The sequence below is a fragment of the Microcoleus sp. LAD1_D5 genome (genome assembly GCF_036702115.1).
Taxonomy (GTDB): domain Bacteria; phylum Cyanobacteriota; class Cyanobacteriia; order Cyanobacteriales; family Microcoleaceae; genus Microcoleus.
In genome coordinates, this window is sequence record NZ_JAUBSA010000007.1 from 82,226 (window position 1) to 105,249 (window position 23,024).

Here is a 23,024-nt window from a genome sequence, read left to right on the forward strand (position 1 = left end):
CGCAAGATAATGACAGTCGATTACCAATATCAAATCGGAGGCAGTCTCCCGCAAAATGCACCTACTTATGTAGTGCGACAAGCTGACTCTGAACTTTATCAAGCCCTCAAAGCCGGAGAGTTTTGTTACGTGCTCAATTCCCGACAAATGGGCAAATCCAGCTTGCTGGTGCGAACTGTACAAAAGCTCTCGGTTGATGGCATTGCCTGTGCTACGATCGACCTTTCGGACATTGGCAACCAGCAAGTCTCTCTAGATAAGTGGTACGGCGGCGTCGCTTACAAGCTATTGTGCAGTTTCAACCTGTTTAACCCAGTCGAGTTTATGACTTGGTGGCGGGAGAGAGAGTTGATGTCGCCGGTGCAGCGCTTAGGAGAGTTAATTGAAGAGTTGCTGCTGGCAAAACTTCCTCAACCTCTTGTCATTTTTATTGATGAAATTGATAGCGTTCTGAGTTTCCAAGAACCGCTAGATGATTTCTTTGCATTGATTAGATGTTGCTACAATAAACGCGCTCACAATTCAGAATACCAGCGCATTACATTTGCATTGCTGGGAGTAGCTACGCCATCGGATTTAATTAGCGATGCAACTCGCACGCCATTTAATATCGGTTTAGCTATTGAATTGCACGGTTTTCAATTACAGGAAGCTCTGCCTTTAGCAAAAGGGTTTGAGGGAAAAGTAGACAATCCTCAAGAGGTTTTAAAAGAGATTTTGGACTGGACTGGAGGGCAGCCATTTCTGACTCAAAAGCTTTGCAAGCTGATTCTGCACCATGTAAAAAGCTTAGCCTCTGCTTCTATTATATCAGACTCAACCGATGAAACCACGACTGAAATTTTCACTAAAAATCAATTATTAATTAGCGAGATAGTGCAATCTCATATTATTGATAATTGGGAATCGTCCGATGAACCAGTACACATCAAAACAATTCGCGATCGCCTTCTTAGAAATCAGCACCATGCCAGTAGGTTATTAGGATTATATCAAAAAATATTGCAACCCTTTGATCGCCCCCAAACCTACTTAAAAACGGGCGAGGAAGTGCCAGAACCCCCCTTGTTAAGGGGGACAGGGGGAATCGGGGCGGATGATACTCCCGAACAAACAGAATTGCGGCTGAGCGGATTAGTAGTAAAACGAGCCGGAAAATTAACCGTATCCAACCGCATTTACGCAGCTATATTCAGCCAAAACTGGGTAGAAAAAGCACTCGGCGACTTGCGCCCCTATGCCGAATCCCTAACAGCATGGATAGCTACAAATTGTCAAGACGAATCTCGCTTGTTGCGCGGTCAAGCATTGCAAGATGCGCGAGCATGGGCGGCTGGAAAAAGCTTGAGTACCCAAGATTATCAGTTTTTAGCCACTAGTCAAGAGGCAGAATTTGCAAAATTGCGCGATCGCGAACAGCAAACTCAAGCAGAAATAGAACTATTGCGTCGGGAAAACCAGTTATTAGAACAACTAACCCTAGAGCAAAAACTTAGAAAAGCTACTCAACTTAAACTCTGGCGCGAAGAACGACTGAAAGTACAAGTTTTCACGGTAAGTTCAGCATTACTGATTTCAATATTAATTTTTGCTTTTTGGATAAAACCATCAATTGAGGAAAGAAACAACAAAATTCTCACTCTCACTTTGCTATCAGAAACGCTATTTGCCGCCGATAAAAAAGAGGAAGCTTTGCTAGAAAGCATCAGAGCTGTTACAGAAATGAAAGGATCGCTCGGAGTGAGTTCAGATATTCAGATGCGAGTGGCGATCGCCCTCGAACAGGCAGTTTACCACTTTCGGGAACGCCGCCACTTCCAGAGCCAAGCAAGTACCCTCGCTTTCGCCAGTTTCAGTCCCGACAGTCAAACGATTGTGACTGCTACCGATGATAATTATATCAAACTTTGGCAAACTAATGGAACTTTCCAAGCAACATTGACAGGGCATACTGATAAAATTAGAAGTGCAATTTTTCATCCTAGCGGTCAGATGCTTGTCTCGGCGAGCGACGATCAAACTCTCAAAATTTGGCAAATAAATGGCGAAGTGATTCATGATTTAAAAGGACACAGCGGTCAAATAACAAGCGTCTCTTTGAGTCCCGATGGTAAAATCATTGCTTCATCAAGTGCCGATGGAACAGTTAAACTATGGAAAATAAACGGTGAAGAATTGTCAAGTTTTAAAGTGGAGCGAGGTTGGATAAATAGCGCTAGTTTTAGCCCAGATGGTCAGATAATTGCTGCGGCTGGTACTGATGGCACTGTTAAACTTTGGAGTTTGAGAAAGGTTTTGGAAAAAATACAAAAAAAGCAGTCAATCGAAGCAAGTACCGATATCAAATTGCTCCGAACTTTACAGATGGAAAGTGATAAAATTATGAGTGTAACTTTCAGTCCAGACGGAGCAAGGCTGGCGACCGCAAGTGCTGGGGGAACTGCGAGAATTTGGAGCAAAGACGGCACACCGCTAAGTATTTTAAAGCATACAAGTGGATTGACAAATATCAGCTTTAGTCCCGACAGTCAAATGTTGCTATCTGCAAGCACAGACAAAATGGTGAGGCTGTGGAACATTGACGGTACATTGCTCCAAACTTTAAAAAATAACAAGGATGCTGTTTGGAGTGCGAGTTTTAGTCCCGACGGCAAAGCGATCGCTAGTGCTAGTGCTGACGGTAAGGTGATGTTGTGGAATCTTAATCTTGACGATTTGCTGGTGCAGGGCTGCAATGTCGCCCGCAATTATTTTCCGACAAATCCGATCGCAAATCAAAACAATCGCCATCTCTGCGACGGGATTGAAACTCACTCAGAACTCAGGTAAAAAAAACCGGGTTAAAAATCAAAATGTTGAGTTTGGCAGCAAAGTATCTAGGCAGAAACAGACTTTTTGACCCCCCCCAGCGTCTAAGGCTGATATGGTTAAATTTGGTAGCAGCTAACAGGTAATAGGTCAGCCCGATCGGTGTATTCAACTCTAGAACAAAAGTACCAGCGCCTGCAAAAGGACTTAAGAAACGGAGTCATCGCCCTTGGCGGCATTTTTTGCACGGGTACTCTCTGGTATTGGCAGGTGGAAAAATGGTCTTTGCTCGATGCCGCTTACATGACAGTAATTACCTTAGCAACTGTGGGCTACGGTGAACTTCAGCCCCTCGGCCAACGCGGGCGAATGTTTACCATATGGCTGATTTTGATGGGCGTGATTGTGATTGGTTTCATCGTCAACCGCTTTACAGAAGCGCTGATTGAAGGATATTTTCAAGAAGGAGCAAGAATTAGGCAGCAGCGGCGATTGGTAGATTCTTTGATCGGGCATTACATTCTCTGCGGTTTTGGGCGTACTGGCCGCCAAATTGCCTTGGAATTTCAGGCCGAATATATCTCTTTTGTGGTGATAGATTCGGCCGTGCAGTCGGTTGAGGCAGCTTTGACGTTGGGGTACACGGCTGTCCAAGGAGACGCGACTTTGGACGAAACTTTGGTGAATGTGGGGATCGATCGCGCAATTTGCATAGTAGCAGCTTTGCCTTCGGATGCCGAGAATTTATACACTGTCATGTCGGCGAAAACTCTGAATCCGAAGGTACGGGCGATCGCCCGCGCCACCACCGAAGAAGCCGTAAAGAAGTTGCAGCGCGGCGGCGCCGATGCCGTCGTATCCCCCTACATTACCGGGGGAAAGCGGATGGCGGCGGCTGCTTTGCGGCCTCAAGTTATGGATTTTTTAGACGGTGTTTTGACGGGCACGGATAGTTCTTTTTACATGGAGGAATATTTGATCGATCCTAATACTTGTGTCTACGTCGGGCAAACTTTGAGAAATGCCAAGTTGCGATCGCAATCCGGGGCCTTGGTTTTAGCGGTGCGGCGCGCTGGCGGGACTTTGATTGTCGGGCCTACCGGAGAAACTGTGATCGAAGGAGGAGATATGCTGATTTGTTTGGGCACTGCCGAACAACTGCGAACTCTCAATCAAATCCTCAGTCCCCTGAGTTTTCGCCTCCCCCGACCTCCCAAGTAGAATTAGTACGATCAATCGCAGTTTAAACCCGCCGCTGCTGCTGTCGGAAATTCGATCGGCACAAAAGTCACGCCAAACTTCTCCTTAGAACACTTGACAATATGCACTAATATCGGACTAAAATTTTTGCGCGAGCCCGTTTTGTCAAACTGAATTTTTCCGGTGGCTCCGGTGGCGCTAAAATTTGGATTTGCAATAGTTTTTTGCATCCCTTCGCGGCTGGGTTGCTGCTGCTCTTCTATGGCTTCAATCAGCGTCTTAGCCGCATCGTAGGTTAATGCAGTTCGGTGACTGACATTTCCTTCCCAAAGCTTGCGAGTATCCTCAAGGAATTTGCGGTTGGGAGAGTTTAAATGATGCCAAGAAACTGCGGCCGCCATTTTCTCAAAAGACGGTAACTTACTCGCAGATTCTAAGGTTTTTTGACTGTATATTCCCCCGGTACCGACAACCCAATTGCGGTCGAGATTGGCTTGGAAAAGTGCCATAGCATTGTTAATGGCGAGCGGGATGTGACTCGGACTTAAAACGATCGTTGTTTTCTCTGTTTGCCTGACTTCTTGTATGGCTTTTTTCACGTTAAAGTCGCTGTGTGACAGATCGAATTCGGTGATGTTTGCAGTATTTCCTCCCCGTTCTCTAAACTGTTTTCTAAATTCTTCCCAAAAAGACGAAGTGGCTTCGCTGCTGGTGCTGTAGAAACCCGCTACTTTGCTTTGACCTTTTTTTTCAATCAGATATTTCGCGAATACTTCAACACTAACTTTAGTCCGAGGCACAGTCCTAAAGAAAAATTTTCGGGGTTTTTCTGTGGCTGCTTCCGTCGTACTGCCGGGGGAAATTAATACTAAATTATTTTGGTTGTAAATATCGACTGTATGGGCTGTCATTGCGTTAGTGTAGTGACCTATCGCGCCCAAAACACCGCCCAGTTTGACTAGGGAATTAGCGCGGGCGATCGACTCTTCTTTTAGATTGGCATCGTCAGCAATTATGACTTGTAAACCTTTACCTTTCATAGCTGGATTTTCTTGAAATTCTAAACCGTTTAGGTTGCTATCTCTCTCAGAATTGAATAAGTTTAAATTTACTTCCGTTTGCGCTTGAGCAACCCCCCGCAAGATTTCTTTAGGCAAATCGATCTCGGCTCTACCTTGTTCGTTTTTGCGAACGGGAACGATAACGGCGAGCGTGTAATAATCGGCTTTTTTAGCCTTTAATAAGGCATTATTCATGTAAATTAAAGTTTCGGGATCTTTGCGCTCTTCTTCATGCCACGACCTTTTAAAGTAATTAAATGCTTCCCGATAATTGGATTTGGCAAATTCATTAACTCCTGCTTGCTTTAATCGAGGAGTCGAGGATTTTAGGAGAGATTCTTCGCCGCAGCTTAAAGCATCACCTTGCACTAAAAGACAAGTTTTCGGGGTAAGAATGTTGTCAAGAAAAAGGGCGATCGCACATGCGGCAATAATTCCTGGAATTCCCAATAGCGATCGGCGAAACTGCGATCGAGAAAATCGATTGCGTGGCGGCGGTGGCGGTGGGAATGCGATTGAACGATCGTCTTCCAACTGTTCTGGCACATTCCCATTCTGTGACAGTGGCGACTGTAATGTGGCGATGGAATTCAAATCCTGCAAAACATCAGCAATCGAATTCAAATCCTGCAAAACATCAGCAACAGATTGGTAGCGATTGGGGAAGTTGTAGCGCACCATTGTGTTTAAAATCGTTTCCATGCCGGCGCTAATCTGTACCATAGAGCGATCGGGAGTCGAGTAGCGCCAAACGATATCGCCCCGCCGGGAATCTGTCAGGAAATCTTTAGCAGGACACAAGCCTGTGAGGGCTTGAATAGCGACAATACCTACAGAGTAAATATCGCTACATAATTGAGGATTACCAGCAAATTGTTCGGCCGGCGAATATCCTTGCGTATAAATAGTTCTGCTGATAGTCTTTCCCGAATCAGTTATTTCCAGCGAACTGATTTCTTTGACAGCCCCAAAATCAATCAGAACTATTTGGCGATCGCAATCGCGCCGAATTAAGTTAGAAGGAGTGATATCGCGGTGAATGACATTGTGTTTGTGAACAAAAGCGATAACTGGCAAGATATCCTGCAAAAATTCAATTACTTGCTCTTGAGTCCATTGGATATTTGGAGCGAATTCTTTCCTGAGCGGATGTCCTTCAATGTATTCTTGAATTAAATAAAAATTGTCATTTTCTTCAAAGCTATCGAATAACTGTGGAATCTGCGGGTGTCTGCCCAATCGGTGCAAAGCTCGAACTTCACTTTCAAATCGCTGCTGTGCTTCTGGTAAGAGTTGCCGATCGCTTGGCTGCCTAATTTCCTTAACGACGCACAGGCGATCGTGGGGTATGTCTAAATCCCTAGCTGTATATGTCCTCGCAAACCCTCCCCGACCTAATTCACTGACAATTTGGTAACGTTGGCGCAGGATATATCCTGATTGCAGGCACATAAATTTTTCGCTATTCCTAACTGGCTGCGATCGTTAAAATTGATTGTGCCGCACAATTACAGCGATTTCTGTTAAGTTTCTGTTAAGTTTTAGAAACACTAGCGATCGGCAAAGTAATTACAAATTGTGTTACCTTTCCTCTTTAGCAATTTACCTCAATTTTGCCTTGACGTTTGGCAAGGATTTGACAAGCAATAGCCAGCCCCAATCTGGTATTTTTGCCGATCGACAAAATCCGCAATGCCATAGGTTTGCAGCCTCGGACTTCAGGCCTTATTAAAATCCGAGGACTTTAGTCCTGACTAAAAACCATAAAAATTGGCAATCAAATAGCTTAGTAGTGAAGACTTCAGTCCTCCTTAAAATCCGCGATGAAATAGGTTCGTAGTGAGGACTTCAGTCCGCATTCAAATCCGAGGACTTGCATTCCTCACTAAAATAGACCAACCATAGACAAGTCATGGAAAAAACAAAGGTTATACAGCATTCATAAACTGTAGAACCCTTGAAAATAGGTATTTTATTGCAAGCCGATGGTGGGATTTGAACCCACGACCGTTCGATTACGAATCGAATACTCTACCCCTGAGCTACATCGGCACAGACAATTTTGAATTATAGCACAGCCTAAGCGAAAAAAGCAAGGAGTTGTAGAATTAAATTCACAACTTCACAACTCCTAGCTCACCAACAGTTAAACGGTCACTTCCGTGTCAGTTGAGCCGCCTCTGGCCCCGGAATAAACTAAACCCCGCTGCATATCGAGCGTCAGCATAGTTCCGTCCCGAATTATCCGCGTGGCATTCTTCACGCCCACCATCACCGGCACGCCCAAGCGCAAACCGATAATCGCGGCGTGAGAAGTCAAACTGTCTTCCTCCGTCACCACACCTGCCGCTTTCCGAATCATCTCCACAAAAGCGACGCTGGTGTGCTCCACTACCAAAATGTCTCCTGCGTGGAAATTCGCCACATCCGCAGCAGTGCGAGCAACCCTGGCCATGCCGCTCACCGATCCCAAACCGACACCGGTGCCTTTGCCTAAAACTGCTGTTACTACCTCAACTTTGATCAAATCCGTCGATCCGGCAACCCCTTGCAGAGTACCGGCGGTCATCACCACTAAATCTCCGTCGCACACTAACTCTTTTTCCTGGGCGACTGTCATGGCAGAGTGAAATGTCTGGCCGGTGGAGGGCAAATCCAACACCAGCAAGGGTTTTACTCCCCATACTAATTGCAGTTGTCGGGCTACGTCTACGTGAGGAGTAACTGCCAAAATCGGAGTTTTGGGTCGGAACTTCGAGACATTTCGGGCTGTGGCGCCGGTTTTGGTCAGCGTCATGATGGCGGCCGCGTTCAATTGTTCGGAGATTTGGCTGACTGCTTGGCTGATACCGTTGGGGATCGATCGACCAATATCTTCTACATTCCTAATATTCCGCTTAATTCCTTCCCTCTCCATCCGCACCGCAATTCTCGCCATCGTCGCCACCGCTTCGACGGGGAACTTGCCGACAGCAGTTTCATTCGAGAGCATCACGGCATCAGTTCCATCGAGAATCGCGTTGGCAACGTCGGAAATCTCGGCGCGGGTGGGACGGGGATTGTTCACCATGCTGTCGAGCATCTGGGTAGCGGTAATCACCGGAATACCCAGGCGGTTGGAGGTAGCAATCAGGCGCTTTTGCAAAATCGGCACGTCTTCGGCGGGTAGTTCCACTCCCAAATCGCCACGGGCGACCATCACGCCGTTGCAAAGGGTGAGAATTTCCTCCATTTGTTCGATCGCCTCGTGCTTTTCGATCTTGGCAATCACCGGTACTTGCTTGCCCGCACTGGCAATCAGCTCTTTAATTTCGAGCATATCCTGGGGATTTCGCACAAAGCTCAGGGCCACCCAATCGACACCTTGGTCGAGGCCGAACATTAAATCTTTGCGGTCTTTATCAGTCAGCGCTTTAATTGACAGGTAGACTCCCGGAAAATTCACGCCTTTGTTGTTGGAAAGGGGCCCGCCGACGACGACGCGGCAGTACAATTCCCGCGCCGCGCGGTCTACTTTTTCGACCAGCATTTCCACTTTGCCGTCGTCGAGCAGAATCACTGCTCCCTCTGGAACTTCGTCTGCTAGGGGGTCGTAGGTGACGGAAGAAATGAGTTCGGTACCTGGAACCTGGCGGCTTGTGAGAATGAAAGGATCGCCGTTTTTGACAACTATAGAGCCTGTCTCAAAGCGCCCTAAACGAATTTTCGGGCCTTGGAGGTCTTGGAGGATGGCAACCGGCTGGTTGAGTTCAAAGGATGTTTGCCGGATTAAGCGAATGCTGCGCTGGTGGTCTTCTTCTGTTCCGTGGGAAAAGTTGAGTCGCAAAGTTGTGGCACCGGCTTCTATAAGCTGGCGCAGCACTTGTGGGTCCGAAGTTGCTGGGCCAATGGTGGCGACGATTTTAGTCCGGCGTAGGGCTTTTGGCAATTGCATCAGCGGTGTTCTGGGGAAGCAGGTGGATTTCTTGTTTAAATTTCGGCTAACGTTTCATCTTTGCACTACAAGCAATGACGCTAGTCTCAACTCTTAAAAATTTTGATAGTCGTCAAAAAAGCAGGTATTGAACAATATATAGAATATCTGACTTTTTACCGATCGGTAATTTTTTCTTGGGGAGCGCTCTTTTTTGCAAATTTTTCCGCTCTCAGGCTTGACATAAATACAGACATACCCGTTTATTTTATTTGGTCTGCTGAGCTCTTTTGGCTAATCTAGCACTGGTATCCCTGTACAACAGCCATACTTTCCTGTTTGTGCAGACGCTAGTTTCTGGCGATCGGACTCAGTTCTTTCATAAAACTTTACTATTATCCAGCTTGTATCTTATACTACGCAAGTGTGAAATATTAAGGAGTCTTAACAAAGATGTCGGAGGCAGGACGGCCACTGACAGTGCCGAAAGAGTTTCTGAGTCCTCCCGGTGACTTCAATCCGACACTGCTGCTGTTTTTGAGTGCAGTAGCGATTATCGTGATTTCTAACTTGGGTTTCTGGTGTTGGGGGTGGCCGCAGTGGTGCTGTTTTTCACTGAACGTGCTGGCGTTGCACATGGCCGGAACTGTGATTCACGATGCGTCTCATAATGCAGCCCATCGCGATCGCACAGTTAATGCTATTTTGGGACACGGTAGCGCGCTGATGTTGGGTTTTGCTTTCCCGGTGTTTACGCGGGTACATATGCAGCATCACGCCCATGTCAATGACCCAGATAACGATCCAGACCATTATGTTTCGACCGGCGGGCCTTTGTGGTTGATTGCTGCGAGGTTTTTTTACCACGAGATTTTCTTCTTTAAGCGCAAACTGTGGCGGAAATACGAATTATTGGAATGGTTTTTCAGCCGTGTGTTTGTGATCACGATCGTGTATATCTCGATTCAGTACGACCATTTAGGTTACGTGCTGAATTTTTGGTTTTGTCCTGCTATGGTGGTGGGATTAGCCTTGGGGTTATTTTTTGATTATTTGCCGCACCGTCCGTTTCACGATCGCGATCGTTGGAAAAATGCCAGAGTATATCCTAGTCCTATTCTAAATATCTTGATTTTGGGGCAGAATTATCATCTGATTCATCACTTGTGGCCTTCTATTCCTTGGTACAATTACAAGCCTGCTTATGAGGCTGTGAAGCCGCTGTTGGATGAGAAAGGTTCCCCTCAAAGTTTAGGAATATTGGAAGGGAAAAAGGACTTTTGGAATTTTATATATGACATCTTTTTAGGGATTAGGCTGCATCACAAGAAAGCGTCTGATTGACCAAAAACCCGGTTTCTTTGAGAGGCCGGGTTTTTTTTGTAGGGCAGAAGGAAGAAGGCAAATGCAATTGGGGGTAATGGTTTGAGTAGGGAAACGACACTGCCTTTGGTGGTATCAACTTAAGGTCAAACGTAGTAGGGGTCTGCTGTCTGACGATTAGGCTGTCGAGCCCCCCTAGCCCCCCTTAAGAAGGGGGGAACCGGAGGCGCTCAAAGTCCGCCAATTAGTTTTGAATGAGAAAGGAGGTAGCCAGGTAATTCCCTTAAGAAGGGGGGAACCGGAGGCGCTCAAAGTCCCCCTTCTTAAGGGGGATTTAGGGGGATCTAGACTCGGTTAAAAACGAAATTTCTCAAGGCTTTCAGTCTTAAGTTGACACGACGAAAGGCACTGCCGTCTCCTGACTGTGGGTAAGATTAATTCCGATGCCACCGGATTTGATATCAATCGCCTCTTGGGGAAGTCGTAAAGAAGCTAAGTAGGGGCCCAGAAACCGGGTTTTTTTACGAAAATATTTGGTTGTAGTCCACAGATTCGGTAAAAAACCCGGTTTCTTTGGTCGGAGTGCATAAATTATGGCGTTGCAAAGAAATGGAAAAATTTCAAGCAGATGTGGTTTCAATCCCCTCGCGGGGAAGTGGTAAAGGAGACACTCAAACTCCAGTAGCCAAGGAGACCGACCAATCGTTTCAATCCCCTCGCGGGGAAGTGGTAAAGGAGACAATACTGGGCACCCTTGCCCCTCTTACATCTTTAAGTTTCAATCCCCTCGCGGGGAAGTGGTAAAGGAGACGTTCTTCCGGCAAACATGCTTGCGGAACTCACCCATGTTTTAATCCCCTCGCGGGGAAGTGGTAAAGGAGACACGGAATTCGTATCGGCCCCGCAAAAGACGGTTTCAATCCCCTCGCGGGGAAGTGGTAAAGGAGACAGATTTCAAAATTTGAAGGGTTTGGGTTTTTTACTGTTTCAATCCCCTCGCGGGGAAGTGGTAAAGGAGACTTGATGCTCAAGTGGGCAAAAACGGTGTAACGTTCGAGTTTCAATCCCCTCGCGGGGAAGTGGTAAAGGAGACGATAAAGCAGAAGGCTACAGTCGCGACGGCGGCATCAGTTTCAATCCCCTCGCGGGGAAGTGGTAAAGGAGACGAGTACCTGGAGCTTTCAATGGGCAGCAATATAAGCCGAACGTTTCAATCCCCTCGCGGGGAAGTGGTAAAGGAGACAATTACTTTGCAACTTGGAGAAGAATTACTTTTTGTTTCAATCCCCTCGCGGGGAAGTGGTAAAGGAGACTTCGGGGAGACAGCTATTACGCTGTTGATTTAGACGTTTCAATCCCCTCGCGGGGAAGTGGTAAAGGAGACTTACCGCCCTTCCTTTCCTTTAAGGAGAGGACAAAATGTTTCAATCCCCTCGCGGGGAAGTGGTAAAGGAGACTAAAAATTTCGGAGAAGAGAGAAAATGGAAACTAAAAGTGTTTCAATCCCCTCGCGGGGAAGTGGTAAAGGAGACCTGCTGCAATCATGCAATCGTCGCAAGAGAAGGCGATGAAATACTTGTTTCAATCCCCTCGCGGGGAAGTGGTAAAGGAGACTTACTGCTATGTCCCGTGGGGACAAGGTACACACGAGTTTCAATCCCCTCGCGGGGAAGTGGTAAAGGAGACTCGGGTTGACCGTTGGCACAGGCGTTTTAAATGTCTACGTTTCAATCCCCTCGCGGGGAAGTGGTAAAGGAGACATAAGACCTCTTGCGAAAGTGCGCTCGTTCTAGGTAAAATAAAAGAAATAATTAGCTCCCATAAGATGAATTACGAACAAGTACAAAAGTTAAACCCCGCCGACTTTAAACGGTACTGTGGACTACATCAAGAGACATTCAAAGAGATGGTAAAAATAGTCAAAGCAGAAAAATTTTTTCAAAAAAAATCAGGAAGACCAAGTAAATTGTGCGAAGAAGACCAAATCTTAATGACATTATCCTATTTGCGAGAATATCCTACTTTTTTTCATCTGGGAATTAAATGGGGTATTAATGAATCAAATGCTTATCGAATTGTAATTAAAACTGAGAAAGCTTTAATAAATTCAGGTTTATTTAACTTACCTGGCAAAAAAAATCTTTATCAAAGTCAAAATGAGATAGAAACTGTAGCGGTGGATGTGTCAGAGCATGAAATAGAGCGTCCCCAAAAAAAGCAAAAGAAATATTATAGTGGCAAGCAAAAATATCATACAATAAAATCGCAAGTTTTAGCCAACACAAAAAGTACCGAAATAATATGTACAGCTTTTAGTAACGGGAAAACGCATGATTTTAGTTTGTTTAAAGAAAGCAAAATCGGGATGAATAAAGAACTTGAAATTTTAGGTGATAAAGGTTATCAAGGAATCACAAAGATTCATACTAATAGTAGAACCCCCATCAAAAAAACCAAGAATAAAGAACTGAGTCAAGCAGAAAAAGTTTTAAATCGCCTACTAGCAAAAGAGAGAATTATTATTGAAAATATACATCGAAGTTTAAATATATTTAGAATACTTTCACCTCTGATATCGGAATCGAAGAAGGCGCTTCGGATTAAGATTTAATTTGATCGCTGGTATTTATAATTATGAACTTTTTTTAAAGACTAAATTAGAGATCGCCTGAGACTTTCGCAAGAGGTCTATAGAAAAACATGTCAGATAATCAAGATGGCTACCAAGTTTCAATCCCCTCGCGGGGAAGTGGTAAAGGAGACAATGGCGTAGCTGGAGATGACTTGCTTCGTGGAGAGTTTCAATCCCCTCGCGGGGAAGTGGTAAAGGAGACTTTCATCGTTGTAGCACAAGGAGAGGAAAAAATAACGTTTCAATCCCCTCGCGGGGAAGTGGTAAAGGAGACGTGGTGCTGGTAATGACACTCTTCGTGGTGGAAGTTTCAATCCCCTCGCGGGGAAGTGGTAAAGGAGACGTTTAGGGAAAAAAATCATGTCGGAAGTAGTGAATGAAATGTTTCAATCCCCTCGCGGGGAAGTGGTAAAGGAGACAATGGAATGATTAAAGTCAATGGTTTAGATACTTTCACGTTTCAATCCCCTCGCGGGGAAGTGGTAAAGGAGACATTTCGGAAGAACATAAAGGTTGCAAACGCCTTTTTTAGTTTCAATCCCCTCGCGGGGAAGTGGTAAAGGAGACGTTGCTCGCCGCCTGGGCGAGCATGATTACCAAAAAGTTTCAATCCCCTCGCGGGGAAGTGGTAAAGGAGACATACTAGATGAAACAGGAGGAAGCGAAGCTTAAGTTTCAATCCCCTCGCGGGGAAGTGGTAAAGGAGACACTCCAGTTGGTATAGTTCCTAGTGGTGAAATTCAGCTTATTGTTTCAATCCCCTCGCGGGGAAGTGGTAAAGGAGACAAACAAATCGGACTTTTTGTTGGCAGTCAGAAAGAAACTCGTTTCAATCCCCTCGCGGGGAAGTGGTAAAGGAGACGATATTGTTCCGAAAGCAAACAAATTTGCTCCGAGTTTCAATCCCCTCGCGGGGAAGTGGTAAAGGAGACGGGACATGTATCTTTTTGAAAAGTTCTACTTTGGTTTCAATCCCCTCGCGGGGAAGTGGTAAAGGAGACCATACCCTTCCATTCGGACATTCCCGGGCAGCGGTGGAACGTTTCAATCCCCTCGCGGGGAAGTGGTAAAGGAGACCAAGAAGAAATTGGGTAGGTAAGATTGTCGCTGTTGGGTTTCAATCCCCTCGCGGGGAAGTGGTAAAGGAGACCCAAGGTTTTGCTTTACCTTGATCCAGAGTTAAATGGTTTCAATCCCCTCGCGGGGAAGTGGTAAAGGAGACAGAATTTTATACAATTCTTCTCTGCATATACTCTAGTTTCAATCCCCTCGCGGGGAAGTGGTAAAGGAGACCCTTAAGGTCATGGGGAATAACCGTCTGGGGAAGTGTACTTTTTGTTTCAATCCCCTCGCGGGGAAGTGGTAAAGGAGACCTAAGGCACGGGAAAGAAATGAGCAGCAGAACCGAAAAGTTTTAATCCCCTCGCGGGGAAGTGGTAAAGGAGACTTATCATCCGATAATTAGCTGACCTCTACTTGCCCCCTCTCGTTTCAATCCCCTCGCGGGGAAGTGGTAAAGGAGACGTTACCTTCCACATGGACTGGTGGTGGCGCAGCTCGTTTCAATCCCCTCGCGGGGAAGTGGTAAAGGAGACAATTCCAGGCACAGGTGGCTCGAATCCTAGTGTTGGACTGTTTCAATCCCCTCGCGGGGAAGTGGTAAAGGAGACTCACGATAGGGTAATTCTAGAATTCCCACAGAAAGCCAAAAAGTTTCAATCCCCTCGCGGGGAAGTGGTAAAGGAGACAACGACACTGCAACACCAATTGCCATCAAAAGTTTCAATCCCCTCGCGGGGAAGTGGTAAAGGAGACTCAGTTTCAGGATGCATTCCATTAAACTTTGAAAAACGTTTCAATCCCCTCGCGGGGAAGTGGTAAAGGAGACTAGTGCAATTGCACAAATGGCTCCGAACATGACTGTAATGTTTCAATCCCCTCGCGGGGAAGTGGTAAAGGAGACGACCCAAATGGTTCAATGGCAACTCCTCCAGCTTCGAGTTTCAATCCCCTCGCGGGGAAGTGGTAAAGGAGACTGTAGAGCTAAAAGCTCAAGCATTGTCTCTTTTGTTTCAATCCCCTCGCGGGGAAGTGGTAAAGGAGACACTTCTACAGTATTGGGGTGTATGGGTTTCACTTACTAAAGTTTCAATCCCCTCGCGGGGAAGTGGTAAAGGAGACAATGGTTTCCACAAAGAAGTTAAATCTAACCACACCAAAAGTTTCAATCCCCTCGCGGGGAAGTGGTAAAGGAGACGTTCCTGGTGCTAAAGCTCAGATGGCTCCGATGGAAGTGTTTCAATCCCCTCGCGGGGAAGTGGTAAAGGAGACGAACTTGCTTTGGCAAGTGGGGATACTCCCAATAATCGTTTCAATCCCCTCGCGGGGAAGTGGTAAAGGAGACTTGAGACCATATCCTCAGATGAAGAAACTTGCTTAAAAAAGTTTCAATCCCCTCGCGGGGAAGTGGTAAAGGAGACGAATTTTTGACATTGAGATTCATGATGGTAACATTTTCGTTTCAATCCCCTCGCGGGGAAGTGGTAAAGGAGACCTGTTAAAGAGGGGGATTTTAAAGGGACGTACAAAGAAGTTTCAATCCCCTCGCGGGGAAGTGGTAAAGGAGACGAAGATGCAGTTGTAGCCACTGTACGAGGAGCCGAATTGTTTCAATCCCCTCGCGGGGAAGTGGTAAAGGAGACGAGATACTCCGGCAAAGCTTCCCTTCGACTAGTCGCAAAACGTTTCAATCCCCTCGCGGGGAAGTGGTAAAGGAGACACAAGTGGACTCCCGCACAAGTGATGGCGGAAAGGTTAAAGTTTCAATCCCCTCGCGGGGAAGTGGTAAAGGAGACATGAACATTAGCGGACCCAACGCTGTCCAATCCATTCAAGTTTCAATCCCCTCGCGGGGAAGTGGTAAAGGAGACTTGGCAGGCTATTTGGACAACCAGCTGTAACTGTCGTTTCAATCCCCTCGCGGGGAAGTGGTAAAGGAGACTTTTGGGCCGATCCTGTGTCTGCACCAGTCATCACGTTTCAATCCCCTCGCGGGGAAGTGGTAAAGGAGACTCGCGGTGGTGCAACTACTCCAGCTCCTACGACTGGAACGTTTCAATCCCCTCGCGGGGAAGTGGTAAAGGAGACACGACAACGTCAGTGGAGACCAAGGGAACGACATTCTAAAGTTTCAATCCCCTCGCGGGGAAGTGGTAAAGGAGACGTAAGTCATATATTGTGACCGGAAGTGGCGATGTAGAAGTTTCAATCCCCTCGCGGGGAAGTGGTAAAGGAGACTGTCCGTGAGTTCATTCTCACTGGATCTGAACGTTTCAATCCCCTCGCGGGGAAGTGGTAAAGGAGACTTATTTTTCCAAGTAGTTTAGCAGCTCAAAGTAACGAAAGAGGTTTCAATCCCCTCGCGGGGAAGTGGTAAAGGAGACGGTATCCGGAAAGACCCGGACAAGTCAAACCAAGACCGTTTCAATCCCCTCGCGGGGAAGTGGTAAAGGAGACACACAGTACTTGAATTAGCTTCAATTGGATCATTTAGGGTTTCAATCCCCTCGCGGGGAAGTGGTAAAGGAGACAATTGCTTCACTGTCCTCCAGTTCAGTGTTAAAAGGTTTCAATCCCCTCGCGGGGAAGTGGTAAAGGAGACTGGAACAATGGCTCCTACGCCAGCACCCACAAGTTTCAATCCCCTCGCGGGGAAGTGGTAAAGGAGACAGAAAAACAGCTCATCTGTGCAACTCAAACCTAACGTTTCAATCCCCTCGCGGGGAAGTGGTAAAGGAGACGCTTTTTGAAAAATTAGAGGCTATGATGTAGTGAAAGTTTCAATCCCCTCGCGGGGAAGTGGTAAAGGAGACGATGATTACATGCGCTCTGGGAAAGGTAACGATACCGTTTCAATCCCCTCGCGGGGAAGTGGTAAAGGAGACTCTAGCTTAACCATGTTTGGTCTTGCTTCCCCTGTTAGTTTCAATCCCCTCGCGGGGAAGTGGTAAAGGAGACTGTTCGGCCAGGGAGCCTTACCCAGAAAGGGTTTCAAGCCTCAAATCGACGCACCATTTTTTACCTGTCAATAAGACCCTAAAACCTGCAATAAGCTCAGTTGCTTGCAAGCCGTAACCCTTGGTATCAGAGTAATCGACGCACCCCAACGAAAAAATCAGGGTTTTGCCGATCGCCCGAGGTGCGTCGATTGCCCATCTGCGACACTGAAACTAGCCGCAGATCCAAAAAAAAACTATGCAATTTTCAACGTTCTGGAGCGATCGAGCTTTGCAACTCGCAAACTTACCATACACCTTAACCTGCAACTTGTCAACAAGAATGAGAGTCAAATCCGACGAGAGCCTTTTTTGAGTTGTCGGGGCGATCGACAAAAACCCAGAAACCGGGTTTTTGCGGTTTTCGTCGGCTGTAAGGCGTCTTCTGAGGAAAAAACCCGGTTTCTGGGGGCCCGTGAGTCTAGGAGTGTTTGACCTTTTGAGTTGTCGGGGCGATCGACTTTTACAATCGCCAAGTCTAATTTTCCCCAGCCACCGCCACCGCTAAATTCCTATCGGGGCGCAAATTTTGAGCTCCCCGCAAATAAGGATGATAAATTTCAGTATGTGCCGGCCAGTTAACGTGAATTAAAAAGCGGATGCAGCGTTCCAAAGCACCCTCAACGTGCATTTGCTGTACGTCCAACAAAGGAACATTACACCAGTGGGGACGTTCGCGGGCGATCGCAGCCGGAAACACAGCATCTAAATCACGAGTAGCAGAAAACGTAGCACTAATAATTAATTCTGGATTTATATCATTTTTTGCTTCTAATTCATCTAATAATTCTTTCACCGCTTCTCGAATTGCTGCCACCGAATTCTCGCTAGCAGTAGTTGCCCCACGAATCCCCCGCACTTGCCACTCCACGCAAATTTCCTCCATATTTTTGTTATTAGTCGTTAGTCATTAGTCATTAGTCATTAGTTATTAGTCATACTAAATTAGGCTTAAATACCCACTTTATTTCTTAGTCCCCGCTTGAGTGGACTTCGTTTGTCTAGTTTGACCTCAAACTCGTAGGCGAAGCCAGCGCGAAGCGCTTAGGACGGGCGAAGCGCCACATTTGAGTTTGAGGTCAACTGATTTCAATCGCCCAATCATCCAGGGAGTAACTAATGACTACTGACTCCTAACCAATGACTAATTTATTTAATCACGGGCGATACATCCACAGCGGCAAACCGCTAGTAGAAAGCTCGAATTCCAGCAAATTATTGTAAGCTGAAAGCCCGGATATATCCAGACTACTCCCCAAGACGCGATTTAGGAAAGGTTTTTGTTTTTCTAGCGTACAAGACTCGGTTTTTTCCGGGTCGAGGCCTGCGAGTTCGGCGGCAAGGCGACGAGCGTCCTCTTCTGTTCCCAGTCGATCGACCAAACCCAATTCTAAGGCTTGCTGACCGGTAAAAACGCGACCGTCGGCAAAACTTTTCACTTTCTCAACAGCCAAGTTCCGGGCTTCCGCAACGGTTTCCACGAATTGCTGGTAGCTGGTGTCGATCAAGTCTTGCAGAATTTGCTGTTCCGGATCGGTCAATTCGCGATCGAATGCCAAGATATCTTTATACGGCCCCGATTTAATCACCTGAAAAGAAACGCCTACTTTTTCTAACAGCCGTTCTAAATTGTTACCCCGGATAATCACGCCAATGCTGCCGGTAATTGTACCGGGATTAGCAACGATATGCTCGGCTCCCATGCCGATGTAAACTCCGCCAGAAGCTGAAATATTGCCGAAACTGGCGACAATTTTGACTTTTTCGCGCAAACGCTTGAGCGCGCTGTAAATTTCCTGGGAATCGCCGACAGTGCCGCCGGGGCTGTCTATCCGCAGCAGCAAGGCTGGAAATTTGCGTTCTTCAACGGTTTTGAGAGCTTCTAGGACTCGTTTGCGGGTTTCTCCGGCAATGGCTCCGGTGATTTCGATACGGGCTATTTGTTTGCGGTAGCGGGGCTTGAATGGCCAAATCATGGGCAGTGTACAGGCAATGTTACGGATTTTTGTAGCTAACTTCTTATAGTGTGCCTTATTCATCGGGGTAGATGCTGTGCCATTTAGCAACAGGCAAGATGCCTGTTACACCTTGATTTTGTGGAACAGGCATCTTGCCTGTTCCTAATGGCCGATCAAGGTTTGTGCGATCGAATTTAACTCAACAGCGATATATAATTGTAAAAATTGCTTAACAAAACTACATCATTCTCGTGAGAGCCACTCTCATCAATTATTTGGAGTCTCCGCCATGCAGCTAAAACTTACCGATTCAAAACTGCCTTTTGCCCCGCTGTTGCTCATTGCGCCGTTTTTCCTGTGGGGAACCGCGATGGTAGCGATGAAGGGGGTGATGCCGCACACAACACCGCTGTTTGTGGCTGTCGTGCGTTTAGTACCTGCGGGCGTGTTGGTGCTGCTGGCGGCGGCATTCATGGGAAAACCGCAGCCGCAGGGCTGGAAAGCTTGGCTGTGGATTTCCCTGTTTGCTTTGGTTGACGCTACTTTGTTTCAAGGCTTTTTAGCCGAAGGTTTGGCGAGAACCGGTGCGGGTTTGGGTTCGGTCATGATTGATTCTCAACCGCTAGCTGTGGCGATTTTGTGTTTGTGGCTGTTTCAAGAAAAAATTGGTTTTTGGGGCTGGTTGGGATTAGTTATTGGCGTTGCGGGCATCAGTTTGATCGGGTTGCCCGATGGCTGGATTTTGGGGCTTTTTCATCCTGAAAACGCGCAGGTTTCTGGGGGTATCGAACAGTTGTTTCAGGGTGGAGAATGGTTGATGCTGTTGGCTGCTTTGTCTATGGCTGTGGGTACGGTTTTGGTGCGCTGGGTTTGCCGTTATGTTGACCCGGTGGTGGCGACTGGTTGGCACATGATTTTGGGCGGTTTGCCGCTGTTGGCCATTTCGGCTGCAACTGAGTCTGAACAGTTTGTGAATATCGATTTTTCCGGCTGGATGGCGTTAGGTTATTCTACTGTGTTCGGAAGTGCGATCGCCTACGGTTTATTCTTTTATTTTGCTTCGAGTGGCAGTCTAACCAGTTTAAGTTCTCTTACCTTTCTTACGCCTGTATTTGCTTTGCTATTCGGCAATTTGTTCTTGGGCGAAGTGTTGAATCCGCTGCAATCGATGGGAGTTGGGCTGACTTTGGTTAGTATTTATTTGATTAACCAGCGGGATACTTTGGGTGATAAATTGCGAAAAGTGCGGCACGGTAAAGCGAGTGCAGAAGTTGAAGCAACAGGATTGTTAGAGTCGTCTGAGTTAAATTCTGTAGAATTACCCGTGCAGTTGCGGGTTAGCGAATTGGAATCAGAAGTTTAGCGCTTTGAGAAATTTAGGGAGAATCAGTTAATTCAAGAATTAACTGATTTGGAGTTACAATCCTAGAAGTAGTAACCGGAAAATCTCGCGGGTTGCGGGTGACAATGGCATCAATTCGATTGATTACAGCAGTGCTGTACTGAATCGCATCTTCAAAATCCTTGAAGTTGCAAGTTAATGCCATTGAAATAACAGAGTTATCCACTGTTGCGACTTGACAAAATGTGGCTAGCTGCCGCAAAAAATCCAGCGTCCAATCGCGGCCTCTGTCTCTGCGGATAATATAGTAAAGGTCGCTAAAAGTTGAGGCTGAAATATAGCCTTGAATTTGTGCTTCTTCAACAAAAGTTAAAATGCGATCGCTCTCAGCAAAGAAAGGTTCTCGTTCGAGCGCAACATCTACTATTATATTGGTGTCTATCAGGATTTTCACAAGTTATGTTTTTCCTTTAAATATTCCCATTTTGCTTGTTTGTCTGGATCGTCAAAATCCAGCGGTTCCGGTACAGCATCTCGATCGAATAAACCTTGAAATGCCTTCACGTTAGTTTTAAACTTTTTTTTAGGTGCTTCAGGTGCGATCGCATTTTCTGACGCGCTGGCTTGTTTAACCGTATCAGGTAGCTGCAAGACGATGATTTCTACATCTCCCGGCGGCATATTCACAGGTTCCACAACTACCAAGTTGCCAGTTGCATCGATTTTACCTCTAAGTTTGTATGCTTGCATGGTAATCTCCGGTAACTATGTTTCTATTATATGACATAATAACTTGCTTCATTACCAATCCTCTTCACCACCAATCTTAATATCTCTGCTTTGAATCTCTTCTATAAAAGTTTTTAAACTGGGATTTTCTGAGTAATGCTTCATCAAAACTTTATGCTTGCGATATTGTTCGGAAATTACTCGATAATATTCAGGATTTTTAGCATTAGCGTCGATCGTAAAATTGTGTTTTTTCTGAACTTCCCGATTTAAAGTATCGAGACAGTTCTTAAATTTAGATTTTTTCTTGTTGTCGGTATAATATAGTGGAAGCAACCAACACTCAATAGAATGTACGGAGATTGCAAATATAATTTTTTGTTGATATTTGCTGTAAAAATCATCGCCGCTTGCACCCCTAAACTTTTCAATAACTTTTTCAATTAACTGCTGAGGAGTAAATTCACCGTTTTTATCTTGCTTGGTAATATTATAATCTTCTGAAACATCCGTATCTATTTGGATAATGATATAGTCAATAAATTGCAATGCTTCTTGAAAATCTCTTGACTTACAATAATCAAAAACTAGAGTCCAGCCGCCGTATGTGGATTTATTTTCATTGTCTTTATCTCTTTCTGGTTGAAGTTGTCTGATATCTAAATCTGGACTCTTGAAATATCCAGCTAAAATATTCTCAATAACAATCTGGTCAGTAAGTCCCTCTGTAACCAATCCAAAACTAATCATATTAAAAATTTTTAGGAAGTCCGCCGATATAGCCCCTCAAAAACGCCTCTGATAATTTTACAGGTTCTTGTCCCTCTAGAGGTTCAGGTTTTAGAATGCGTCTAGCTTTAGTATGCCCTAATTGGTTGCGGTAGATCACAAACAGCCGCTGTTCATCATCATGTAAATCCAAACCGTCCAAAACTGCCGGGTTGTGGGTTGTGAATATAACTTGTTTGTCGTGTTTTTTTGCTAATTCGACTAATTCTTGCATTAATCTGCGACACAATCGGGGGTTGAGAGAAGCATCAATGTTATCAATTGCAAAAAATTTAGGCGTGAGATCGCTAATAAATAAAGCAAAGTAAAAAAGCAAAAATAAAAAGCCTTCATTAGAGCTTTTTTGGTCGAAGTAAGTTAAATCTCTATCTAAATATTTATCTTTTATTTGGAGAGAACTTTGCAGGGGTGATAAATCTTCAGGCACTTCAAAATCTCTAAACCAATCTATCAATCGCAACTTTTCTTTAATTTGATTGAGTTTATCTTGGTTTGTTTCTGAATTCAAAAAATTTATAAGTTTAAACAAGCCTTCACCATTAATGCCTAATGGTTGAATTTGTCCTTCTTTTTCAAAAGTTCGTAAGGCTTGGTTTTCAGGAGAGTAAATTGTGAATTTAATTAATTTAGAATTATAAAATAATTTATTAGCCAATTTTTCTGCTGACAATATAAAATCTGTTGTCGCTTCTATATTTAAATTTGCTATTGCTAATCCTAAAATTGCTGCTATTGCTCGTTTTCTTAAGGTTATTTTGTTTAATTCTTCTGAACTTTTGTGGGCATTTTCTATTAAAAGAACATCTTCTGCTTTACCTGAGTTGGAAACAACATTCTGTAAAGAATTTTCAGAAGACTTCACTAAGTTTTTATTCACCCATTGAGAATATGGAGAGTTATCATTATGTAAAATACAACTAAAGTTTTCTCCATCATTTCCTTTGATCTCAATTTTGATATCTTTAACCAAATTTTCAAGTTCAAAGGCCGATCGCATAAATTGAGGTTCTGTAACTCTGATGCCCCGAGAAGCTAAAAACTCGTTATCCAGCTTATCATCTGCCGCCGCAGAAGCCAGGGCGATCGCCTCTAGGATATTACTCTTGCCGCAGCCATTTTCACCGATCAATACAGTTACTCGTCCTAATTCTAGCTTCAGCTTTTGAATGGACTTATAATTTTCGATTCTGACTTCTCCAATCATAATTCAATCC

At 45.3% G+C, this 23,024-nt stretch carries 13 protein-coding genes, 1 tRNA gene and 2 CRISPR repeat arrays; of the genes, 5 read left to right on the forward strand and 9 right to left on the reverse strand.

Annotated elements, in window-relative coordinates; all coding sequences use genetic code 11:
- The first annotated feature begins 9 nt into the window (after positions 1-9).
- Positions 10-2,829: an AAA-like domain-containing protein gene (locus QUA70_RS05525; protein WP_333345424.1), complete on the forward strand. Its 2,820-nt coding sequence runs from the start codon at positions 10-12 to the stop codon at positions 2,827-2,829.
- 141 nt (positions 2,830-2,970) lie between these two features.
- Positions 2,971-4,029, forward strand: a complete 1,059-nt coding sequence (locus QUA70_RS05530; RefSeq protein ID WP_333345422.1) for a potassium channel protein — start codon at positions 2,971-2,973, stop codon at positions 4,027-4,029.
- An 11-nt stretch (positions 4,030-4,040) separates the two neighbouring features.
- Here QUA70_RS05530 and QUA70_RS05535 read toward each other — a convergent pair whose 3' ends face one another.
- From QUA70_RS05535 to pyk, 3 genes are all read right to left on the reverse strand, one after another.
- Complete coding sequence (locus QUA70_RS05535) at positions 4,041-6,521, reverse strand: protein kinase domain-containing protein (RefSeq protein ID WP_333345420.1); 2,481 nt, start codon at positions 6,519-6,521, stop codon at positions 4,041-4,043.
- A gap of 528 nt (positions 6,522-7,049) precedes the next feature.
- Positions 7,050-7,121, reverse strand: a tRNA-Thr gene (locus QUA70_RS05540).
- A 94-nt stretch (positions 7,122-7,215) separates the two neighbouring features.
- Positions 7,216-9,003, reverse strand: coding sequence for a pyruvate kinase (pyk, locus tag QUA70_RS05545; RefSeq protein ID WP_333325878.1), 1,788 nt, complete (start codon positions 9,001-9,003; stop codon positions 7,216-7,218).
- A 432-nt stretch (positions 9,004-9,435) separates the two neighbouring features.
- Here pyk and crtR point away from each other — a divergent pair, with 432 nt between their 5' ends.
- Both crtR and QUA70_RS05555 read left to right on the forward strand, forming a co-directional pair.
- Complete coding sequence (gene crtR / locus QUA70_RS05550; RefSeq protein ID WP_333325881.1) at positions 9,436-10,326, forward strand: beta-carotene hydroxylase; 891 nt, start codon at positions 9,436-9,438, stop codon at positions 10,324-10,326.
- A gap of 612 nt (positions 10,327-10,938) precedes the next feature.
- A CRISPR array of direct repeats spans positions 10,939-12,066; the repeat unit is 36 nt; unit sequence GTTTCAATCCCCTCGCGGGGAAGTGGTAAAGGAGAC.
- Between the two features lie 64 nt (positions 12,067-12,130).
- Positions 12,131-12,977, forward strand: a protein-coding gene (locus QUA70_RS05555) for an IS5 family transposase (RefSeq protein ID WP_333325883.1) whose coding sequence is annotated in 2 segments (ribosomal slippage) — positions 12,131-12,877 and positions 12,879-12,977 — 846 coding nt in all. Because the reading frame shifts where the segments join, the coding sequence is not laid out codon by codon here.
- A gap of 55 nt (positions 12,978-13,032) precedes the next feature.
- Positions 13,033-16,954: a CRISPR direct-repeat array (repeat unit 36 nt; unit sequence GTTTCAATCCCCTCGCGGGGAAGTGGTAAAGGAGAC).
- Positions 16,955-17,470: 516 nt separating this feature from the next.
- Here QUA70_RS05555 and aroH read toward each other — a convergent pair.
- Together aroH and sppA are read right to left on the reverse strand one after the other, a co-directional pair.
- Entirely contained in the window at positions 17,471-17,878 is a 408-nt protein-coding gene (gene aroH, locus QUA70_RS05560) for a chorismate mutase (protein ID WP_333345418.1), read from the reverse strand.
- A 271-nt stretch (positions 17,879-18,149) separates the two neighbouring features.
- Positions 18,150-18,968, reverse strand: a complete 819-nt coding sequence (sppA, locus tag QUA70_RS05565) for a signal peptide peptidase SppA (protein WP_333141974.1) — start codon at positions 18,966-18,968, stop codon at positions 18,150-18,152.
- Between the two features lie 271 nt (positions 18,969-19,239).
- Between sppA and QUA70_RS05570 the strand changes: the two genes are divergently transcribed.
- Entirely contained in the window at positions 19,240-20,313 is a 1,074-nt protein-coding gene (locus QUA70_RS05570) for a DMT family transporter (RefSeq protein WP_333345416.1), read from the forward strand.
- 13 nt (positions 20,314-20,326) lie between these two features.
- Here QUA70_RS05570 and QUA70_RS05575 read toward each other — a convergent pair whose 3' ends face one another.
- From QUA70_RS05575 to QUA70_RS05590, 4 genes are read right to left on the reverse strand one after another with little or no spacing between them, the layout of a single operon-like run.
- On the reverse strand, positions 20,327-20,746 hold the full coding sequence (locus tag QUA70_RS05575; RefSeq protein ID WP_333345415.1) for a PIN domain-containing protein: 420 nt from the start codon (positions 20,744-20,746) through the stop codon (positions 20,327-20,329).
- A complete protein-coding gene (locus QUA70_RS05580; protein ID WP_333345413.1) occupies positions 20,743-21,042 on the reverse strand; it encodes a hypothetical protein in 300 nt (99 codons plus the stop codon). The genes QUA70_RS05575 and QUA70_RS05580 overlap by 4 nt, the downstream gene beginning before the upstream one ends.
- A gap of 51 nt (positions 21,043-21,093) precedes the next feature.
- Positions 21,094-21,771 carry a phage tail protein gene (locus QUA70_RS05585; RefSeq protein WP_333345411.1) on the reverse strand — a complete coding sequence of 226 codons (678 nt, stop codon included), beginning with the start codon at positions 21,769-21,771 and terminating at the stop codon, positions 21,094-21,096.
- Position 21,772: 1 nt separating this feature from the next.
- A complete protein-coding gene (locus QUA70_RS05590) occupies positions 21,773-23,014 on the reverse strand; it encodes an AAA family ATPase (protein WP_333345409.1) in 1,242 nt (413 codons plus the stop codon).
- Positions 23,015-23,024: the final 10 nt, after the last annotated feature.

Bases quoted from the DNA above. Each gene is read 5' to 3' on its own strand.
- QUA70_RS05535 (WP_333345420.1), bottom strand. From the start codon at position 6,521: ATGTGCCTGCAATCAGGATATATCCTGCGCCAACGTTACCAAATTGTC.
- QUA70_RS05590 (WP_333345409.1), bottom strand. From the start codon at position 23,014: ATGATTGGAGAAGTCAGAATCGAAAATTATAAGTCCATTCAAAAGCTG.
- crtR (WP_333325881.1), top strand. From the start codon at position 9,436: ATGTCGGAGGCAGGACGGCCACTGACAGTGCCGAAAGAGTTTCTGAGT.
- QUA70_RS05580 (WP_333345413.1), bottom strand. From the start codon at position 21,042: ATGCAAGCATACAAACTTAGAGGTAAAATCGATGCAACTGGCAACTTG.
- sppA (WP_333141974.1), bottom strand. From the start codon at position 18,968: ATGATTTGGCCATTCAAGCCCCGCTACCGCAAACAAATAGCCCGTATC.
- QUA70_RS05525 (WP_333345424.1), top strand. From the start codon at position 10: ATGACAGTCGATTACCAATATCAAATCGGAGGCAGTCTCCCGCAAAAT.
- pyk (WP_333325878.1), bottom strand. From the start codon at position 9,003: ATGCAATTGCCAAAAGCCCTACGCCGGACTAAAATCGTCGCCACCATT.
- QUA70_RS05585 (WP_333345411.1), bottom strand. From the start codon at position 21,771: ATGATTAGTTTTGGATTGGTTACAGAGGGACTTACTGACCAGATTGTT.
- aroH (WP_333345418.1), bottom strand. From the start codon at position 17,878: ATGGAGGAAATTTGCGTGGAGTGGCAAGTGCGGGGGATTCGTGGGGCA.
- QUA70_RS05570 (WP_333345416.1), top strand. From the start codon at position 19,240: ATGCAGCTAAAACTTACCGATTCAAAACTGCCTTTTGCCCCGCTGTTG.